General features: G+C 55.1%; 16 protein-coding genes and 2 tRNA genes. 4 read left to right on the forward strand and 14 right to left on the reverse strand.

What is annotated here, in order from left to right; translation table 11 throughout:
- Window positions 1–13 precede the first annotated feature (13 nt).
- The 7 genes from ACHUE7_RS07345 to ACHUE7_RS07375 form a co-directional block, all read right to left on the reverse strand.
- Window positions 14–87: transfer RNA gene (locus ACHUE7_RS07345), tRNA-Cys, on the reverse strand.
- A 99-nt stretch (window positions 88–186) separates the two neighbouring features.
- A tRNA-Gly gene (locus ACHUE7_RS07350) sits at window positions 187–261 on the reverse strand.
- A 296-nt stretch (window positions 262–557) separates the two neighbouring features.
- Window positions 558–1,127, reverse strand: coding sequence for a CDP-diacylglycerol--glycerol-3-phosphate 3-phosphatidyltransferase (pgsA, locus tag ACHUE7_RS07355; RefSeq protein WP_394169399.1), 570 nt, complete (start codon window positions 1,125–1,127; stop codon window positions 558–560).
- A 143-nt stretch (window positions 1,128–1,270) separates the two neighbouring features.
- Window positions 1,271–3,103 carry an excinuclease ABC subunit UvrC gene (gene uvrC / locus ACHUE7_RS07360; protein ID WP_394169400.1) on the reverse strand — a complete coding sequence of 611 codons (1,833 nt, stop codon included), beginning with the start codon at window positions 3,101–3,103 and terminating at the stop codon, window positions 1,271–1,273.
- 8 nt (window positions 3,104–3,111) lie between these two features.
- On the reverse strand, window positions 3,112–3,756 hold the full coding sequence (gene uvrY / locus ACHUE7_RS07365) for a UvrY/SirA/GacA family response regulator transcription factor (RefSeq protein ID WP_213677983.1): 645 nt from the start codon (window positions 3,754–3,756) through the stop codon (window positions 3,112–3,114).
- 250 nt (window positions 3,757–4,006) lie between these two features.
- Window positions 4,007–5,407 carry a PhoH family protein gene (locus ACHUE7_RS07370; protein WP_394169401.1) on the reverse strand — a complete coding sequence of 467 codons (1,401 nt, stop codon included), beginning with the start codon at window positions 5,405–5,407 and terminating at the stop codon, window positions 4,007–4,009.
- A gap of 262 nt (window positions 5,408–5,669) precedes the next feature.
- Window positions 5,670–6,614 (reverse strand): DegV family protein, encoded by a 945-nt coding sequence (locus ACHUE7_RS07375; protein WP_394169402.1) that lies wholly within the window; start codon window positions 6,612–6,614, stop codon window positions 5,670–5,672.
- 237 nt (window positions 6,615–6,851) lie between these two features.
- Here ACHUE7_RS07375 and pabB point away from each other — a divergent pair, with 237 nt between their 5' ends.
- Entirely contained in the window at window positions 6,852–8,228 is a 1,377-nt protein-coding gene (gene pabB, locus ACHUE7_RS07380; protein WP_394169403.1) for an aminodeoxychorismate synthase component I, read from the forward strand.
- On the opposite strand, the gene thrH is transcribed toward pabB, so the two are convergent.
- The gene (gene thrH / locus ACHUE7_RS07385) at window positions 8,217–8,834 is read right to left on the reverse strand and encodes a bifunctional phosphoserine phosphatase/homoserine phosphotransferase ThrH (protein ID WP_213677987.1); all 618 of its coding nucleotides are present in this window, start codon (window positions 8,832–8,834) and stop codon (window positions 8,217–8,219) included. The genes pabB and thrH overlap by 12 nt on opposite strands.
- Before the next feature lie 312 nt (window positions 8,835–9,146).
- On the opposite strand from thrH, the gene ACHUE7_RS07390 reads away from it, so the two are divergent.
- The gene (locus ACHUE7_RS07390) at window positions 9,147–9,878 is read left to right on the forward strand and encodes a phosphoadenylyl-sulfate reductase (RefSeq protein ID WP_394169404.1); all 732 of its coding nucleotides are present in this window, start codon (window positions 9,147–9,149) and stop codon (window positions 9,876–9,878) included.
- Window positions 9,879–9,904: 26 nt separating this feature from the next.
- On the opposite strand, the gene cysB is transcribed toward ACHUE7_RS07390, so the two are convergent.
- Together cysB and ACHUE7_RS07400 are read right to left on the reverse strand one after the other, a co-directional pair.
- Window positions 9,905–10,879, reverse strand: a complete 975-nt coding sequence (gene cysB / locus ACHUE7_RS07395) for an HTH-type transcriptional regulator CysB (RefSeq protein WP_348475365.1) — start codon at window positions 10,877–10,879, stop codon at window positions 9,905–9,907.
- Between the two features lie 222 nt (window positions 10,880–11,101).
- A complete protein-coding gene (locus tag ACHUE7_RS07400; RefSeq protein ID WP_394169405.1) occupies window positions 11,102–11,551 on the reverse strand; it encodes a hypothetical protein in 450 nt (149 codons plus the stop codon).
- A gap of 153 nt (window positions 11,552–11,704) precedes the next feature.
- On the opposite strand from ACHUE7_RS07400, the gene ACHUE7_RS07405 reads away from it, so the two are divergent.
- The gene (locus ACHUE7_RS07405) at window positions 11,705–12,775 is read left to right on the forward strand and encodes a 3-deoxy-7-phosphoheptulonate synthase (RefSeq protein ID WP_394169406.1); all 1,071 of its coding nucleotides are present in this window, start codon (window positions 11,705–11,707) and stop codon (window positions 12,773–12,775) included.
- Between the two features lie 57 nt (window positions 12,776–12,832).
- On the opposite strand, the gene ACHUE7_RS07410 is transcribed toward ACHUE7_RS07405, so the two are convergent.
- Entirely contained in the window at window positions 12,833–13,702 is an 870-nt protein-coding gene (locus tag ACHUE7_RS07410) for an alpha/beta fold hydrolase (RefSeq protein WP_394169407.1), read from the reverse strand.
- Window positions 13,703–13,775: 73 nt separating this feature from the next.
- On the opposite strand from ACHUE7_RS07410, the gene lexA reads away from it, so the two are divergent.
- Window positions 13,776–14,381, forward strand: coding sequence for a transcriptional repressor LexA (lexA, locus tag ACHUE7_RS07415; RefSeq protein WP_394169408.1), 606 nt, complete (start codon window positions 13,776–13,778; stop codon window positions 14,379–14,381).
- Between the two features lie 33 nt (window positions 14,382–14,414).
- Here the strand turns inward: lexA and dnaQ are convergent, their stop codons facing one another.
- From dnaQ to ACHUE7_RS07430, 3 genes are all read right to left on the reverse strand, one after another.
- Window positions 14,415–15,152 (reverse strand): DNA polymerase III subunit epsilon, encoded by a 738-nt coding sequence (gene dnaQ, locus ACHUE7_RS07420; protein WP_394169409.1) that lies wholly within the window; start codon window positions 15,150–15,152, stop codon window positions 14,415–14,417.
- A 62-nt stretch (window positions 15,153–15,214) separates the two neighbouring features.
- Window positions 15,215–15,679 (reverse strand): ribonuclease HI, encoded by a 465-nt coding sequence (gene rnhA / locus ACHUE7_RS07425; protein WP_394169410.1) that lies wholly within the window; start codon window positions 15,677–15,679, stop codon window positions 15,215–15,217.
- On the reverse strand, window positions 15,669–16,406 hold the full coding sequence (locus tag ACHUE7_RS07430; protein ID WP_394169411.1) for a class I SAM-dependent methyltransferase: 738 nt from the start codon (window positions 16,404–16,406) through the stop codon (window positions 15,669–15,671). The genes rnhA and ACHUE7_RS07430 overlap by 11 nt, the downstream gene beginning before the upstream one ends.
- Between the last annotated feature and the right edge of the window lie 40 nt (window positions 16,407–16,446).

Raw genomic sequence — 16,446 nt, forward strand, 5'->3', positions numbered from 1 at the left:
CCGAATGAGGAAATGGAGGCTGGAGTCGGAATCGAACCGGCGTACACGGAGTTGCAGTCCGCTGCATGACCACTCTGCCATCCAGCCTTTACAGGCTTGCTCTTTAGAAGAGCCTTTCTATTTGGAGCGGGAAACGAGATTCAACTGGCCGGCATCCCGGTCGTGACCCTCGGGTCGCGCTTCAATTGGAGCGGGAAACGAGATTCGAACTCGCGACCCCAACCTTGGCAAGGTTGTGCTCTACCACTGAGCTATTCCCGCTTTACTGCTCATTACCAATGGCAATGCATCAACACTGTCCGGTTAACTGAGGCTTCTGCGAACCCTGAACTCGCGAGACTGCGCGTCCCGCCCCAACCTCGGACAAGGTTGTGCTCTACCACTGAGCTATTTCCACTTTACTGTTTCGTTCAGCTGGTGCTGGAAGTACGGCCCCAACCCCAATCAACGAGCGCGCATTCTAAGCATTCGTTTATGGGGCGTCAATTATTTTTCTTTACAATTTAGGCACTTAGCTGACTTTTACGCCGCGACACCGCTTTGGCTCAGATGACCGCTCAGGTCTCGGGTCGTAATTCCGGCCAGGCGGCTCGCAAGTAGACGATCATTGACCAGAGGGTCAACACGGCAGATACCTGAAGTGCCAGCAGGCCAAGGTTGGCCAGCCATTCTGCCGACAGCGCAGTGCGCATGGCAGGATCCTGAGTCAGCAGGATAACGATGGCAACCATTTGCAACGTGGTTTTAACCTTGCCCAGCATGTTAACCGCAACACTGGCACGCTTGCCCAGCTCTGCCATCCACTCGCGCAATGCGGAAATAACGATTTCCCGGCCAATAATCACAACCGCCGGAACGGTCATCCAGATACTGCCGTGGCTTTCCACCAGCACCACCAAAGCCGCAGCGACGATAAGTTTATCGGCTACTGGATCGAGGAAGGCGCCGAAGGGGGTCATTTGGCCCAATTTGCGAGCCAGGTAGCCGTCCACCCAATCCGTTATGGCTGCCGCTGTGAAAATGACCGCGGCCAGCAGAAACGACCAGCTTTGCGGCAGGTAGTAGACGACAACGACGACAGGAATCATCAGAATCCTGAACAGCGTTAAAATATTCGGTATGTTCATAGCCTTCCTTTAATGGTGCGGACCAGCAAGGTCCGCTTTGCGTCCAACGGGCGGAAGGATTCCAGCTTTGTTCCATACTGTAAACCATTGCATGGCCCGGACGGGTACTTTTTCACAGTCGTTTCATGCTGCCCGATGCCGGGTCAACGGCTGTGCAGAAATTCATAGATCGATTCTGCCAGCGCCCGGGATACCCCTTTCACCCGGGCTATCTCCTCCTGACTGGCGGCTTTGACGCCCTGCGCACTGCCAAAATGGCGAATCAGCGCTTTGCGACGCCCCGGACCCACATTGGGAATTTCATCCAGTAGCGACCCGACTCGGGCCTTGCTACGCCGGGCCCGGTGGCTGGTAATAGCAAAGCGGTGCGCTTCATCCCGAATATGTTGAATGAGGTGCAGGGCCGGGGCATGGTTTGGTAACTGAATAACCTGGTCCGGTGTTTCAAAAAACAGAGTCTCCAGCCCTGGCTTTCGGGTTTCCCCCTTGGCCACACCCAGCAGGGGTATCGACACACCCAGCTCATCCATGACCTCTCTTGCCATTTTCATCTGGCCTTTGCCGCCATCAACAATCAACAGATCGGGCAGTTTGGCTTCTTCCTTTTGCAAGCGGCTGTAACGCCGCTCAATCGCCTGGGACATAGCGGCATAGTCGTCACCGGCAGTCACCCCTTCAATGTTGAATTTGCGATACAGGCTCTTGTTTGGGCCGTTTTGATCGAAAACAACGCAGGATGCTGTGGTGGCTTCACCGGAACTGTGAGAAATGTCAAAACACTCGATGCGCTCTGGCATCTCCTCCAGCTCCAGCGCCAACTGCAAGGCCTCGAAACGCTGCACAACCTGCTGGCGATGGCTGATGCGCTGCTGCAATTGTTCCCGGGCATTGGTCTGAGCCAGTTCCAGCCAGCGGGCATTGCGCCCGCGCACCGAACTGCTCAGCGTAATCTTGCGGCCAAAGTGTTCGCACAGCGCTGCTTCCAGCCAGCCTTTATCGGTCACCGGAACATTCAACACCACACTTTGCGGGCAATCATCGTGAGTACGGCCAAAATAATACTGACCCAAAAAACTGAGCATGATGGTGGCCGGCTCTTCTTCGATGCCGGGCTTGGGAAAATAGCTTTGGCTGCCGAGCAGACGGCCCTGACGAATCATCAGGTAGTGCACACAGAGGCCAAGGTCGCCGGATTCCAGCGCAAAGACATCGACATCACCCCGGTCGCTGGAGACGTACTGCTGCTCCTGAACTTTGCGTAACACCAGCAATTGGTCGCGCACTTCGGCGGCGTTTTCAAAGTCCAGCTCGGCGGCAGAGGTATCCATTTCCAGCTCCAGCGTCTGAATCAACGTTTGATTCTTACCCTGCAGGAAGGCCCGGGTTTTCTCCAGGTCGGCCTGATACTCTTCTTCATTGACAAACCCGACACAGGGCGCCTTGCAGCGTTTGATCTGGTATTGCAGACAGGGCCGTTGCCGATTGGTGAAGACACTGTCCTTGCACTGACGCACCTTGAATGCTTTCTGCAAAATCGCCAGAGATTCGCGCACCGCGCTGGCATTGGGGAAGGGGCCAAAATACTCAGACTTGCCGCGTCGGGCACCCCGATGTACATAGAGCCCGGGCGATTCATGCTCGGTCGTCAGACGGATATAGGGGTAGGATTTGTCGTCAATCAACAGAATGTTATAGGGCGGTTTGTGCTGCTTGATCAGGGTTTGCTCAAGCAGCAGTGCCTCGGTTTCGCTGTGGGTAACGGTGGTATCGATGCGCTGAATACGCGCCACAAGCGCCAGGGTCTTGTTGGTTAACCCGCGGCTGCGAAAATAGCTCGAAACCCGGTTTTTCAGGTTCTTGGCTTTGCCTACATAAAGCAGCTGGCCGTCGGTATCGTACATGCGATACACACCGGGCCGGGCTGTCAGATGTTTGAGGTAGGCTTTGTGGTCAAAGGGGTGCGTTGTCTCTGGCATAGCCAGGATTATACCATCTCGTTGGGTTCCAGGATGCCATGACGAATGGCCAGATGCGTCAGTTCCACATCACTGGAGATGCTGAGCTTGTCGAAAATCCGATAACGATAGGTGTTCACCGTCTTTGGGCTCAGGCATAACTTGTCGGAAATTTCCTGAACCTTCTTGCAGGAGCAGATCATCGTGGCAATCTGCATCTCCCGGTCAGACAGTTCCGAGAAAGGCGACCCCCCTGCCCCAACGTTTTGCAGCGCCAGTTTTTGAGCCACATTGGGTGCCAGATATTTCTGTCCCGCAACCACAGTGCGCACGGCCAGCACCATCTCTTCGGACGAGGCGCCTTTGGTCAGGTAGCCTGCCGCTCCGGCCTGCAACAGGCGCGCAGGAAACGGATCGTCGCCACAGGCGGTCACGGCAATAATGCGAATATCCGGAAACTGACGGTGAATCTTGCGGGTGGCTTCAATGCCCCCGATGCCGGGCATGCGCACATCCATCATAATGACATCCGGCTCATGTTCCTTGGCAAGACGAATGGCGTCTTCGCCGCTGGCGCCTTCTTTGATGACTTCAATGCCATCAGCGTCGCCCAGCAACCGGACCAGTCCCATCCGCACTAGATCATGATCGTCCACCACGATTACCTGGATCACGCACCCACCTCAATCGTTAACTGCACTTCTCATCCTGAGGTTTTGTCCGTCCTGGGAAAAAGATACTGTCGAATGGCTCTGAAGGCCTGTGACAGCATAGAGGAACCGGCTTTGACGCAGAATACAGACCACCGGAATGCCAGTTCACCCACAGTGGTCCATAATACGGCTCAACCCCATCAGAGAAAAGCACTATGTCACTTTTTCGTCAACCCACTGAACCGGGTTAACGACCTTTACACCGTACCCACTACAAATGCGATTCCGCGTACGCCGCCAGTCGACTGCGCGCAACTCCCTCAAGCGTAATGGAGCCACCGTGCTCGAACCCCTTGAACCGCTCACTCATGTAGGTCAGCCCTGAACTGGTTGGCCCAAGGTAAGGGGTATCGATCTGAGCGAGGTTCCCCAGGCACACTACCTTGGTACCCTGCCCAGCCCGGGTAATGATGGTCTTGATCTGGTGTGGGGTCAGATTCTGGGCTTCGTCGACAATCATGAAGCTTTGCTGGAAGCTGCGTCCACGGACAAAATTCAGGCTCTTGAATTGTATGGGCACCTTGGCGCCCACAAAATCCTGACTGCTGCCCGGATCAAAATCCTCCGCATGCAGCGCTTCGAGGTTATCGGTAAAGGCTCCCAGCCAGGGCTGCATTTTCTCAGTCTCGGTTCCCGGTAAGAAACCGATGTCTTCATCCAGCCCACGTGTACTGCGTGTCGCGATGATGCGCTTGTACTGCTTGGTCTCCATCGTCTGTTCAAGGGCACAGGCCAGCGCCAACATGGTTTTGCCACTACCGGCAGCCCCATTGAGCGCGACCAGATCGATTTCGGGATCGAACAACAGATACATGGCCATGGCCTGAAATAAATCACGCGGGACCATCCCCCAGGCTTTCTGACGCATCAGCACCCCGGTGTTGAGCATCTCTATCGACACCTGAGCGTCTTCCACCCGGTGAATACGGCCAACAAACTCTTTCTGATCATAAAAAAACTGATTGGCATAAAACGGTTCGTGCAGTACTTCCGCCAAAACCTTCTTATCGATCACATGGTAACGTTCACCTCGAATGTTTTGGGGAGCAACGGCTTCAATCTGCTCCCAGAAACTGCCCTCCAGGGCATGGTAGCCGGTGGTGAGGCTGTCTATATCGGAAATCAGCTGGTCGTTATGGTAGTCCTCCGATTGCAGGCCGCTGCCTCTGGCCTTGAGGCGCATATTGATGTCTTTGGTAACCAGCACCACCTCCGCTTCCTGATGCTGGGCTTGCAAAGCCAGTAAATCGTTAATGATGCGGTTGTCGTTGCTGTGTGCCGGCAGGATAGACGCCGAGGGATCCCTGGGCATCATGATACTGAGCGTACCCACACTTTGCTGGGTGTGCTGGCGTTCAATACCGACACCCTCCATGATTTGCTGGGGTGTGGCTCCCCCTAAAATGGCGTCGATGGTACGCACAGACTGGCGAGCATCGGCTGCCAGAGCCGTGCTGCCAACTTTGAGTTTATCGAGTTCTTCCAGCACCACCATGGGCACCAGAACCTGGTGTTCTTCAAAGTTGAAAACCGCATTGGGGTCGTGGATCAGGACGTTAGTATCAAGGGCGTAGATTTTCGGGTTGGAACCTTCACGAGCAGATGCGTGCATAACCTCTCCTGGTCGGGACAGCGGAGCAAGCAGGGTTGCTCCGGCGCGACAGCCATTCTGGTGACCTGGCTGCCCAGACGATATCTGACTGAACAAACGACTTCCCGGCGGGCCTGAACACCCGGCAACCAAGCCTGGCCTGGAGGCACCGGACCGGTTTGAGCGAGCAAGTTCTCCTTTCAGTTGGCACAGTTTCAGAATAGGTGACCCGAGTCTGCTTGTCTCCCCCTGTTTTACTCAACGAATGAAAAGATCGGGACGGCTAGCCGTCAAACTCATGATCTTCGGCGGCGAAAGCCACACAGATACTGCCCGGACCGACATTCAGCCCGCCAGTCAGTCCCATCACACAACTGAGCACTGTCACGCCCTTGCTGGCAGCCGTGCTTTGTAATGCCTTATAGCCTTCATGGTTTTCCAGACCAGAAAGGTCGCCGGCAATCGACACCACCACATAAGGTGTCAGCAAGCCGTGCTCTACCTGGCGAATGGTGTAGCGCAGTAACCGGTCGACGCTGGCATCAAATCCCCGCCCTTTGGCAACCGGAAACGTATCATCACCCCGCGCAGACAGTATCGGTACGATATCAAGCGATTTAGCCACCAGAGCCGTGAGCATGCCAACACTTTCATCGCCTTTTTTGCGTGCCCGCTCGCGAATGTAGTACACGTCCGGAGCGACCAGGTAGGCATAGATTCGCTGGCGCATGGCATCGGCTAGTTTGAGAATCTCGTTCTTCGCTTTGCCACGTTCGATCATGTCGCTGGTGAAAGCAGCCAGCACACCCTGCCCACAAAACAGGGTCCCCGAGTTCATGACCCTCATGCCAAAATTTCCGTCGCGTCCGGCCGCTTCACGAACATCGTGATAACTGCGCAAAATGGCGTGTGAAGCCTTGGTGGCATTGTCATATATCGGACTGCGTTTCCGACTCACGGTTTGCACCAGTGCAAAGTCGTACTCGGTCACCAGCTCATCCAGAAACAGCCGTTCAATTTGTTCACTGCTGTAGGGGATGGATTCGGCATCGTGGTTACGACCAAGCCTGTCCTGGGCATAGAAGTCGGTCAGTTTTTGAGCATCCTTGACATCCGTGTAAGTCTGATCGTCAACCCGAATGGCGATAGGCAACAATTTAATGTTGCGGTCATCGATAAAACCAGGCGGCAAATCGCAGGCCGCATCGATAACGAGAACGGTGCTCATGGTTCACTCCTGATGTGATTTTTATTATGAGTGCGTTGTACTGTCAACGAGTAAAGATGGTGCTCTCCTTATGTGAACCCGGTCAACTTTTAGTGTTCGGGGGGTGTCGAATCTGTCCCCTTTCTACCCGGTAACCGATTCATTACAGAAGAAATTTCACTAAACCTGGCCTATGGCAGGACTTTCAGCACAATATCGCTAGAATAGCGCCGGCTTATTTACCAAGAAGTGAACACCTTGCAGCGTCTGGAACTCCCCTACACAACGACCGCCCGCCCTTACTTTGCGACCCTGGCGAATGAAGTTGGGGCCATCTGGTTTCATTCCGGCAATCCCGCCCGGGAAGGCCACCGCTGGGAGTGGTGTTCGGCCTGGCCGGAAACCCGATACCGGATGCTCGACAATCAGCAGGTTGAGTGTGAGCAACAGGGTCAGACAACATTGATTGACACCCCTGATTTTTTGAGCTGGCTGGCTGCCCGCCAGCCCAACCCCGTCACCGGCTGTGACCTGCCCTTTTCGTCAGGCCTGGCCGGACATCTCAACTACGAGGCCGGGTATGGGCTGCATGGCCTGACCAGCCGCCACCCTAGCCCAACCTGCCTGGCCAGTATTGACCGCTATGAGTGGAGCCTGGTGTTAGATCATCAGCAACAGCGCGCGTTTCTGTGCGTGTCAGAGCACCTGTCCGATTCGCTGAGACAGCGGGTTATGGCCTGGTATGAGACCGTTCGAAGACGACCCCCAACCCCTGAAGTCCCGCCCCCTATTGAGTCCCTCGCCTGGCGCTCAGGCATGAGCCGAGAAACCTACCAGCAGCACTTCGCAGCACTAAAGGAATACATCCTCGCGGGCGACATTTACCAGGCCAACCTCACCCGACCCTGGTACGCAGACATAGAACCCGGGGTTTCCGACTGGTCGGTTTACAGTCACCTGATCGACCGGATTCAGGCCCCTTACGCCGTTTACCATCGCGCCGCTGATCACACGCTGATGAGTGTGTCACCAGAGCGATTTATCACCATCGACCAGGGGCACATCACAACGCAACCCATCAAAGGCACTCGTCCCAGAGGGGCATCGCCGGACGAAGATCAGCGTTTGTCGCAGGCACTGGAGCACAGCGAAAAAGACCGGGCTGAAAACCTGATGATTGTCGACTTGCTGCGCAACGACATTTCCCGCAATGCCCGGGTAGGCAGCGTGAAAGTACCGGAACTGTGCAAGCCGGTAGCATTCAGCAATGTGCATCATTTGGTCAGCACCATCACCGCAGACCTGGCAACTGGCTCGACCCCGCTGGACGTGCTGCGCGACGCTTTCCCTGGCGGTTCCATTACCGGCGCTCCAAAACGCCGGGCAATGGAGATCATCGATGAATTGGAGGTGTGCGCACGCGGGCCCTATTGCGGCACTGCATTCTGGCTCAGTGACAACGGGTCCTTTGACAGCAACATCCTGATCCGGTCGCTACTGAGAACACCTGGCCAATTGATGTGCTCAGGTGGTGGTGGCATCGTCGCCGACAGTATCGCCGACGATGAATACGAGGAAAGCGCCACCAAGGTGGCGCATATTCTTAATGCACTGGGGACGGTTTCAGGCGGGTAAAACCCGGTTGCTCGCCTGTAAAAAGGCAGCTTTCAGGTTGTCGTAGCCGGTCACTGCCGGAAACTGCGGGAACTCGGCAATCACATTAGCGGGTGCATTAAACAGAATGCCCGCATCGGCCTCGCCCAGCATGGTGGTGTCGTTGTAGGAGTCGCCTGCGGCAATACACCGGAAATTCAGTCCATGAAACGCCTTGATCGAGGCTCGCTTAGGATCAGGCTGACGTAAGACGTAGTCCAGCACCTTGCCCTGACCGTCTACTTCAAGCCGATGACAGAACAACGTCGGGTAACCCAATTGGCGCATCAGAGGGGCCGCGAATTCGTAAAAGGTGTCCGACAGAATAACAACCTGAAACCGCTCACGAAGCCAATCAACAAACTCCCTGGCTCCGGGCAGCGGCTCAAGCTCTGCGATCACCGCCTGAATCTCGTTCAGACCCAGATTATGATCGTCCAGTATCTGCAAGCGTTGCTTCATCAGTACATCGTAATCCGGAATATCCCGGGTAGTGGCCTTCAGGGCATCAATACCGGTTTTTTCCGCAAAGGCAATCCAGATTTCAGGGATCAGAACCCCTTCCAGGTCAAGGCAGGCTAATTCCACAGTTGGCTCATCCTAATGGTGGGAAACATTGCAGCGGTTAACGTTACTGGGCAGACAAAAAGAAGGCAACGCCATTAAGTGAATCGCAGTATTGCCAGATAGGCCACAGTAACTGAGCTTTTCTCCAAGCTGATCAAAAAGTGTTCCACAGCTAACGCTCCACGTGGAACCGTTCCACGGAAACTCACAGGCTTGCTAACGCCCTGTCCCGGCGCATAGATCCAACTACATAACCTTATGATATGCGGTTATTTAACGAAACCCGCGCAAGCTGGTAGAGTCGCCGCTTCACCGTGACTGCCGTGCCTTATCATGAATCTGACCGAACTGAATCTGGAACTTTCCGGGCTGTCGCCCCGCGACATCCTCAAACGTGCGCTCGACACGCACGAACACATCGCCTTGTCGTTCAGCGGCGCGGAAGACGTTGTGCTGGTTCACATGCTGAGCAAGCTGACCCAATCCCCACAGGTATTTACCCTGGATACCGGCCGTCTGCATCCGGAGACTTATCGGTTCATTGATCAGCTCCGCAATCACTACAACCTGCCGATTGAACTCTATTCACCGCAAGCAGAGCCACTGCAAACCCTGGTGCGTGAAAAGGGATTGTTCAGTTTCTATCAGGATGGGCACCAGGAGTGCTGCGGCATTCGGAAAATAGAGCCGCTGGAGCGCGCTCTAAGCGGTCTGGATGCCTGGATTACCGGACAACGCAAAGATCAGAGCCCCAGCACCCGGGCCGAAGTCCCCAATGTACAGCGCGACGACCGCTTTACCGGCCGTGCTGAGCATCTGTACAAATACAACCCACTGGCAAACTGGACGTCGGCGGAAGTCTGGAACTACATCAGAATGATGGAGATCCCCTTCAACAGCCTCCATGAACGCGGCTTTATCAGCATTGGCTGTGAACCCTGCACACGCCCGGTACTGCCAGGGCAGCACGAACGGGAAGGTCGCTGGTGGTGGGAAGAAGCCACCCAGAAAGAATGCGGGTTGCACGCTGGCGGAAAACCCGGCGCTCTGCCATTTACCGGTTGATTGACTGCGGCCGGTCGCTGAACCGGCTAGTAAGTTGGCAACTGAGTGTGTTGAAACAACTCATCCAGTTCATGTCGACTGGTCGTGGCCATCGCCTCGTCGACAACCGACTTGTTCAGGTGGGGTGCAAAGCGCTCGATGAACCGGTACATAAAGCCGCGAATAAAGGTGCCCTTGCGGATGCCTATTTTGGTGATGCTGGCCTCAAACAGGTGGCTGGCGTCCAGACTGACCAGGTCCCGGTCCTGCTCCGGATCGATGGCCATATGCGCCAGTATACCGACACCCAGCCCCAATCTGACGTACGTTTTGATCACATCTGCGTCGGCGGCGGTAAAGACGACTTTGGGTGTCAGGCCACGTTCCAGAAAGGCTTCATCCAGTTTTGACCGGCCGGTAAAACCAAAGACGTAAGTAACAATCGGAAAGGCCGCCACGTCTTCAAGCGTGATCTGGGTGCGCTTTGCCAGCGGGTGTTCCCGGGGGACGACGATAGAGCGATTCCAGCGGTAGCAAGGCATCATCACCAGGTCCGAGAAGTGTTCCATTCCCTCGGTCGCAATGGCCAGATCAACGGTTCCGTCGGCCGCCATCTCGGCTATCTGCACCGGCGTTCCCTGATGCATGTGCAACGATACATCGGGAAAGTCGCGAATAAAGCTGTCAATAACCTGCGGCAAGGCGTACCGAGCCTGTGTGTGGGTGGTGGCCAGGCTCAGACTGCCCTGGCGGTCGTCGCTGTGCTCCTGCGCGATCTGCTTGATCGAGTCGACCTTGCGCAGAATTTCACCGGCAACTTTCAACACCGCCTCTCCCGCTGGCGTAATGCGGGTCAGGTGCTTGCCGGAGCGGGCGAAAATTTCAATGCCGAGTTCGTCTTCAAGGAGCCTGATCTGCTTGCTGATGCCAGGCTGGGAGGTATAGAGAACCTGTGCCGTTGCCGATACGTTTAAATCGTGATGAGCTACTTCCCAGATGTATCTCAATTGCTGCAACTTCATAGTGCTCCCCTTTGCCTGTTCGGTGCAGTTCCGGAACGATCGCCCGGCACTTTTTTTGTTGTCGGTCTGTACTGGGCAGCGGCCGCCACCCGGCTCGCTGCGTTTCACTACACACACTGCACAATTTCTATCAGGTTATATAAAGATGATCAATTATTCATTTTTAGCATAAACTCTTTACCGGCCCTTTAGCAGGTCATCACCAGCACACTTGCCTACACCTCAACCCCAAAACATATTCCCGTAGTTCTGCAACCGATACTCCAGTATCAGGCGGTTAACCGCCGAAACATCGCACCGGGCATAAATGTCGTCGCGCTCCCGCCCCTCTAGGGTTAAATCCAGAAACACGGTGTGCACCTGCAATTCGGTGTTGTACCGGGAGGAGCGCTGATCGAAGCTCGACTGCAACAGCTCCCGGCCAAGTTGCCGCGCTACCCGTTGCCGGCAGAGCTCCACGGCCAACTGCACACTGACCTGCGCGCGCCCAACGGGCACCGCCGGCTTACCCGTCAGCCGATCCCAGACAGTTCGCCGATACTCACCTTCACCGGCTGCCATCTCTTCCAGTGCAATCCCCATTACAGCAGCAAACACAACAATGACGACGAAACCACCGAGCAATCCGGACCAGGGCTTTTGATTTTTCTTACTTTTTGAACGAGAGACCACCAAACTGTATCCTTTTCTTTACGGGTTGTATTTTATTCTTTACTTACTTATCATTCCTGCAGGTTCAGGCCAACCCCGACGGGGCTTACAACCGTTAGCGGCCTGGCGACACCCAATATGAATCGAGCCATTAACGAGAGCCCTAGCGTTATCATGCAAGCATTAGCGAACTTAAACGTAGAAAGCCAGGAAATTCTGCTCACGCCAGATGCCCTGAAAGCCGACATTCCGGTCACAGAAGAAGCCGCTGCCGTTATCAATGCCGGTCGCGATGCCGTACGCGCCATACTGGATAGAACCGATCCGCGCGTCATCGTAGTCATCGGCCCCTGCTCAATTCACGATCCGGTGCTGGCCATTGACTACGCCAAACGCCTCAAGGCGTTAAGCGAAGAAGTCAGCGAATCCATGCTGATTGTCATGCGGGTATACTTCGAAAAACCCCGCACAACCACTGGCTGGAAAGGCCTGATCAACGACCCTTACCTGAACGACTCCTTTAAAATTGAAGACGGTCTTCACATTGGTCGCAAGTTACTGATGGACATTGCCCACCTCGGTCTGCCGACGGCCACAGAAGCACTGGACCCGATTTCACCGCAGTACCTGCAAGACCTGATCAGCTGGTCTGCTGTGGGCGCGCGAACTACAGAAAGCCAGACACACCGTGAAATGGCCAGCGGCCTGTCTTCAGCCGTTGGTTTCAAGAACGGCACCGACGGCAGCCTTGATGTCGCCATCAATGCGCTCAAGTCCGTGTCGTCACCACACCGGTTCCTGGGAATCAACCAGGAGGGACAGGTTGCCATCATCCACACCAAGGGCAATGCCTACGGGCATGTTGTGCTGCGCGGCGGTAACGGCAAACCGAATTACGATTCAGTCAGTGTTGCCCAGTGTGAGGCCACGTTGCGCAAGGCGGGTGTTCCGACCAACATTATGGTCGACTGCTCGCACGCAAACTCCAATAAAGACCATGCGCTGCAACCCCTGGTTGCCGACAACGTTGCCAATCAGATACTTGAGGGTAATCAGTCGATCATCGGTTTAATGATTGAAAGCAATCTCGAAGAGGGAAACCAGAGCATTCCGGACGATCTGTCACAGCTCAAACCCGGTGTCTCCGTCACCGATGCCTGCATTGGCTGGTCTGCCACAGAGAATCTACTGCGATCCATGCATGCCAAGCTGAAGGATGTACTGCCGGGTCGAACAGGCGCCTGACGGAACCCATCACCGGCGTTCGGAATGATCGAATCCGGACGCCGGTTAGCACCCGGGCTAACGGGGCTGTTCCTGCACTAGCGGCTTGTGGGTCGGACTGATTGAAGCCATTAAGGTTAGCCAGTCCCGGGCACCAGCGCCGGTAATCACTCGTGACGGATCCAACCCCAGGCGCCTTAGACCGGAATCAGGTTTCTGTGACGAAAGAACCCAGTAAAGACGGGATTCCACGGCTTTTAACCGGGGCTTCATCAGTTCCCGATCGTAGCCGCGCCAGCGTCCAAACCAACCCTGACGACGGAGCATCTGCCGGAATAGCGTAGCGGGTTCGATTTCTTCCCGCCCTTCCTTTCGATGCCAGCGCCGTAAACCAAGCCTGATTCTGTACCAGGCTTTGACGCCTGGAATCCAGAACACCCGGCGCGGCCAGACCGGCGATGCATTCAACAATACAACATTGGCCTTGTACTGTATTACGGCTGCATGCTGCAACACCATCTCACAACCGTACCCCTGGCTAACCAGAGTAGGAAGCTGAGATGTTTTCTCTTCGATAAAACGGATAACAGGTGGCAAATCAAATTCAGCCATCGCATCAAGTGTATTGAGGGTTGGCCTTTGATTGCGGGAAGACAAACCATGTCCGCGCCAGTCCATAAGCCAGACATCATACCCCGCCCGCACCAACACACCGGCTACACCACCAACCCCGTAATCGAGCCATTGCCAGTGGTTGGAGAACGCATCATGCACCAGCAACACCGGGTGACCCCGCGATACCTGTTCCGAATGCAACCGAACCAGCGCAATCTCCACCGTATTGTCGGTACTGGTATTGGGTTTCAGCGAATAGACATCTTCATAAATGCCTTCTTTGTACTCCGCGCTCAACAGAGCAACCGGGAAGTATTGACTGCTACTTTTCAAACCAGAGAATCCTTTACAGCGATCACAGGCTGTATATAATCACAGCTACTGTATATAAAAACAGGGCGACATTATGTTTAAACTGACGGCTCGTCAACAACAAGTTCTCGACCTCGTAAAAGACCACATGCTGGAAACGGGCTACCCCCCTACCCGTGCGGAAATCGCCAGCCAACTGGGCTTCCGTTCTCCCAACGCCGCTGAAGAACACCTCAAGGCGCTGGCCCGCAAGGGCGCCATCGAGATCATCCCCGGCGCATCGCGCGGCATTCGCCTTCCCGAGGAACCCGAGTCCGGCCTGCCGGTTATCGGGCGGGTTGCAGCAGGCGAACCCATACTGGCACAGGAACAGATAGAAGAATTCCTGAGCCTTCCCTCTACCCTGTTCAGCCCCAAGGCAGATTTTTTATTGCAGGTTCAGGGCTTGAGCATGAAGAATATGGGCATTCTCGAAGACGATCTCATCGCGGTTCACAAAACCGATCAGGTACGCAATGGCGATGTTGTCGTGGCCCGCGTAGGCGATGAAGTCACCGTCAAACGCTATGAACGTGATGGGCAGACTGTCACGCTCTACCCGGAAAATGAAGACTTCGAACCTATCCGGGTTGATCTAACTCAGCAGGATTTCGCCATTGAAGGCCTCTACGTAGGCGTGATTCGGCGCTCTCTGCACTGAACACGCCCCCTAGGGCAACGAACTGGCCAACCCTTAGTCACCAGGGGTTGCCAGTTCAAGCCATAAGGGAGTCTTGCCCGCTGCTTTTTCTATAACTGCCATCATGTCGCGATGCGCATCCTGCTCTTCCGGTGTTGGTTGAACGCGCTTGAGAGGCTGGTTGGAGGCAATGACCGCACTGGCGTCAAAACTGACCTGCTCCGAACTTTTTTCTTCTTCGTCGTCCAGAATCAACGCAGTCTGACCGCCCGTCATCAGCAAATAGACGTCAGCCAGAATTTCCGAATCGAGCAAGGCGCCGTGCAAGGTACGGTGTGAATTGTCGATGCCATAGCGTTTGCATAACGCATCCAGTGATGCCTTGGCACCCGGGTGTTTTTCGCGTGCCAGCTTCAGCGTATCGAGTACGCCACACACGGCATTAAGTTGCCCAAACTGAGAGAAGCCTTCATCGGCAAGCCGGTTGAACTCCATCTGCAGAAAGCCCATGTCGAAGGCTGAATTGTGAATGACCAGCTCTGCACCGTGAACGTAGTCCCAAAACTCCTGGGCAATGTCACGAAATTTGGGGGCACCCTTTACTTTGTCGTTATCAATACCATGGACCGCAACCACCTCGTCGGGAATATCGCGCTCGGGGTTTATATAGTAATGAAAGTGACGACCGGTTAGCTTGCGATCCACCAGTTCGACACACCCGACTTCCACGATGCGATCGCCTTTATTGGGGCTTAAACCCGTGGTTTCCGTATCCAGTACAATCTGTCTCATGCTGTTAAAATTCTCATCGTGAAATAGGTTGAAACACACCATCCATCGCGTTGCAGCCTCACTCAGGCACGTACACTGCGATCGTCAATCCCCAGATTAGCCAATGCGTCGGCCCGCTCGTTACCCGGATGACCCGCATGCCCCTTTACCCAGTGCCAGTTCACCCGGTGGCGGGCGATACTGTCGTCCAGCCGTTGCCATAAATCCCGGTTCTTGACGTCTTTTTTAGCCGATGTTTTCCAGCCATTCTTTTTCCAGCCATGTATCCATTCGGTAATGCCTTTGCGCACATACTGGGAGTCGGTGTAAATGTCGACCTGGCAAGTGCGTTTCAGGGCTTCCAGGCCGGCAATGGCAGCCATCAGTTCCATACGGTTATTGGTTGTCTGATCTTCACCGCCATAGAGCTCCTTGCGTTTCTGTCCGTATTGCATCAATACCCCCCAGCCACCCGGGCCAGGGTTACCCCGGCAAGCACCGTCGGTGTAGAGCACGACGGCCTGGCCAGTTTGTTCACTATTGCTCATGTTGTTTCCTGATGGTTCGGCCGGCCAACCCGGATTCGAGTATGGGCTTAGCGCGCCAGCGGGCACGGCCGTTAATTCGTCCCGGTACCTGTTTGCACCCGACCAATAAATAGACCGAGCCAGTGACGGGCAACAGCGATTTTTGCAGCCGGCCAAAGAACCTCAGTTTCGAGAGCCAGGCCGGCCGGGAGAAGGGTGACATAAACCCGTGTTTTTCGGAGCGCTCCAGTTCAAAATTCAGCAACTGCATCCAGTCCGAAACCCGATTGCTGCTGATGAACCGACTGCGCCAGAGACCGGCACGAGCCCGGCTGAACAAGGCACGAAGGCCCCAGGTGGAATAAGGATTAAAGCCAACAATCACCAGTATGCCACCAGGCCTTAAGGTCTGAGCCGCTTCACGCACGGCCTGGTATGGGTTATCGCACTGATCCAGAGTGTGATGCATGATCAGTGCATCGAGACTCTCCGGTTCAAACGGCAAGGCTTCGGCATCGCCCCGAACACTCGGGCAAGGCGCCCGATTATCGAGTTGTGTCATTAATAGACCGCATCCGTACAGGCGGGGCTCAAACAGCGGCTTATGATAGCCGGAGTCAAGCTGCACCAAGTGCGTGCCAAAGCGGCCAGCCAGAGCCCGGGCGACCAGCTGTCGTTCGACTTCTATCAAACGACCACCCATGGGGGTGTTGTACCAGTCGTGCAGGGCTGATTCCTGGACGGCCACGGATGGTGGCCCCGCTCGAAGCCACTGTTTGAATCTGAAA

Origin of the sequence: Saccharospirillum alexandrii (assembly GCF_043641555.1) — a bacterium.
In the GTDB taxonomy this organism is placed as follows: Bacteria; Pseudomonadota; Gammaproteobacteria; order Pseudomonadales; family Natronospirillaceae; genus Saccharospirillum; species Saccharospirillum alexandrii_A.

Bases quoted from the DNA above. Each gene is read 5' to 3' on its own strand.
- pgsA (WP_394169399.1), bottom strand. From the start codon at position 1,127: ATGAACATACCGAATATTTTAACGCTGTTCAGGATTCTGATGATTCCT.
- uvrC (WP_394169400.1), bottom strand. From the start codon at position 3,103: ATGCCAGAGACAACGCACCCCTTTGACCACAAAGCCTACCTCAAACAT.
- ACHUE7_RS07370 (WP_394169401.1), bottom strand. From the start codon at position 5,407: ATGCACGCATCTGCTCGTGAAGGTTCCAACCCGAAAATCTACGCCCTT.
- ACHUE7_RS07375 (WP_394169402.1), bottom strand. From the start codon at position 6,614: ATGAGCACCGTTCTCGTTATCGATGCGGCCTGCGATTTGCCGCCTGGT.
- ACHUE7_RS07390 (WP_394169404.1), top strand. From the start codon at position 9,147: ATGAATCTGACCGAACTGAATCTGGAACTTTCCGGGCTGTCGCCCCGC.
- cysB (WP_348475365.1), bottom strand. From the start codon at position 10,879: ATGAAGTTGCAGCAATTGAGATACATCTGGGAAGTAGCTCATCACGAT.
- ACHUE7_RS07405 (WP_394169406.1), top strand. From the start codon at position 11,705: ATGCAAGCATTAGCGAACTTAAACGTAGAAAGCCAGGAAATTCTGCTC.
- lexA (WP_394169408.1), top strand. From the start codon at position 13,776: ATGTTTAAACTGACGGCTCGTCAACAACAAGTTCTCGACCTCGTAAAA.
- dnaQ (WP_394169409.1), bottom strand. From the start codon at position 15,152: ATGAGACAGATTGTACTGGATACGGAAACCACGGGTTTAAGCCCCAAT.
- rnhA (WP_394169410.1), bottom strand. From the start codon at position 15,679: ATGAGCAATAGTGAACAAACTGGCCAGGCCGTCGTGCTCTACACCGAC.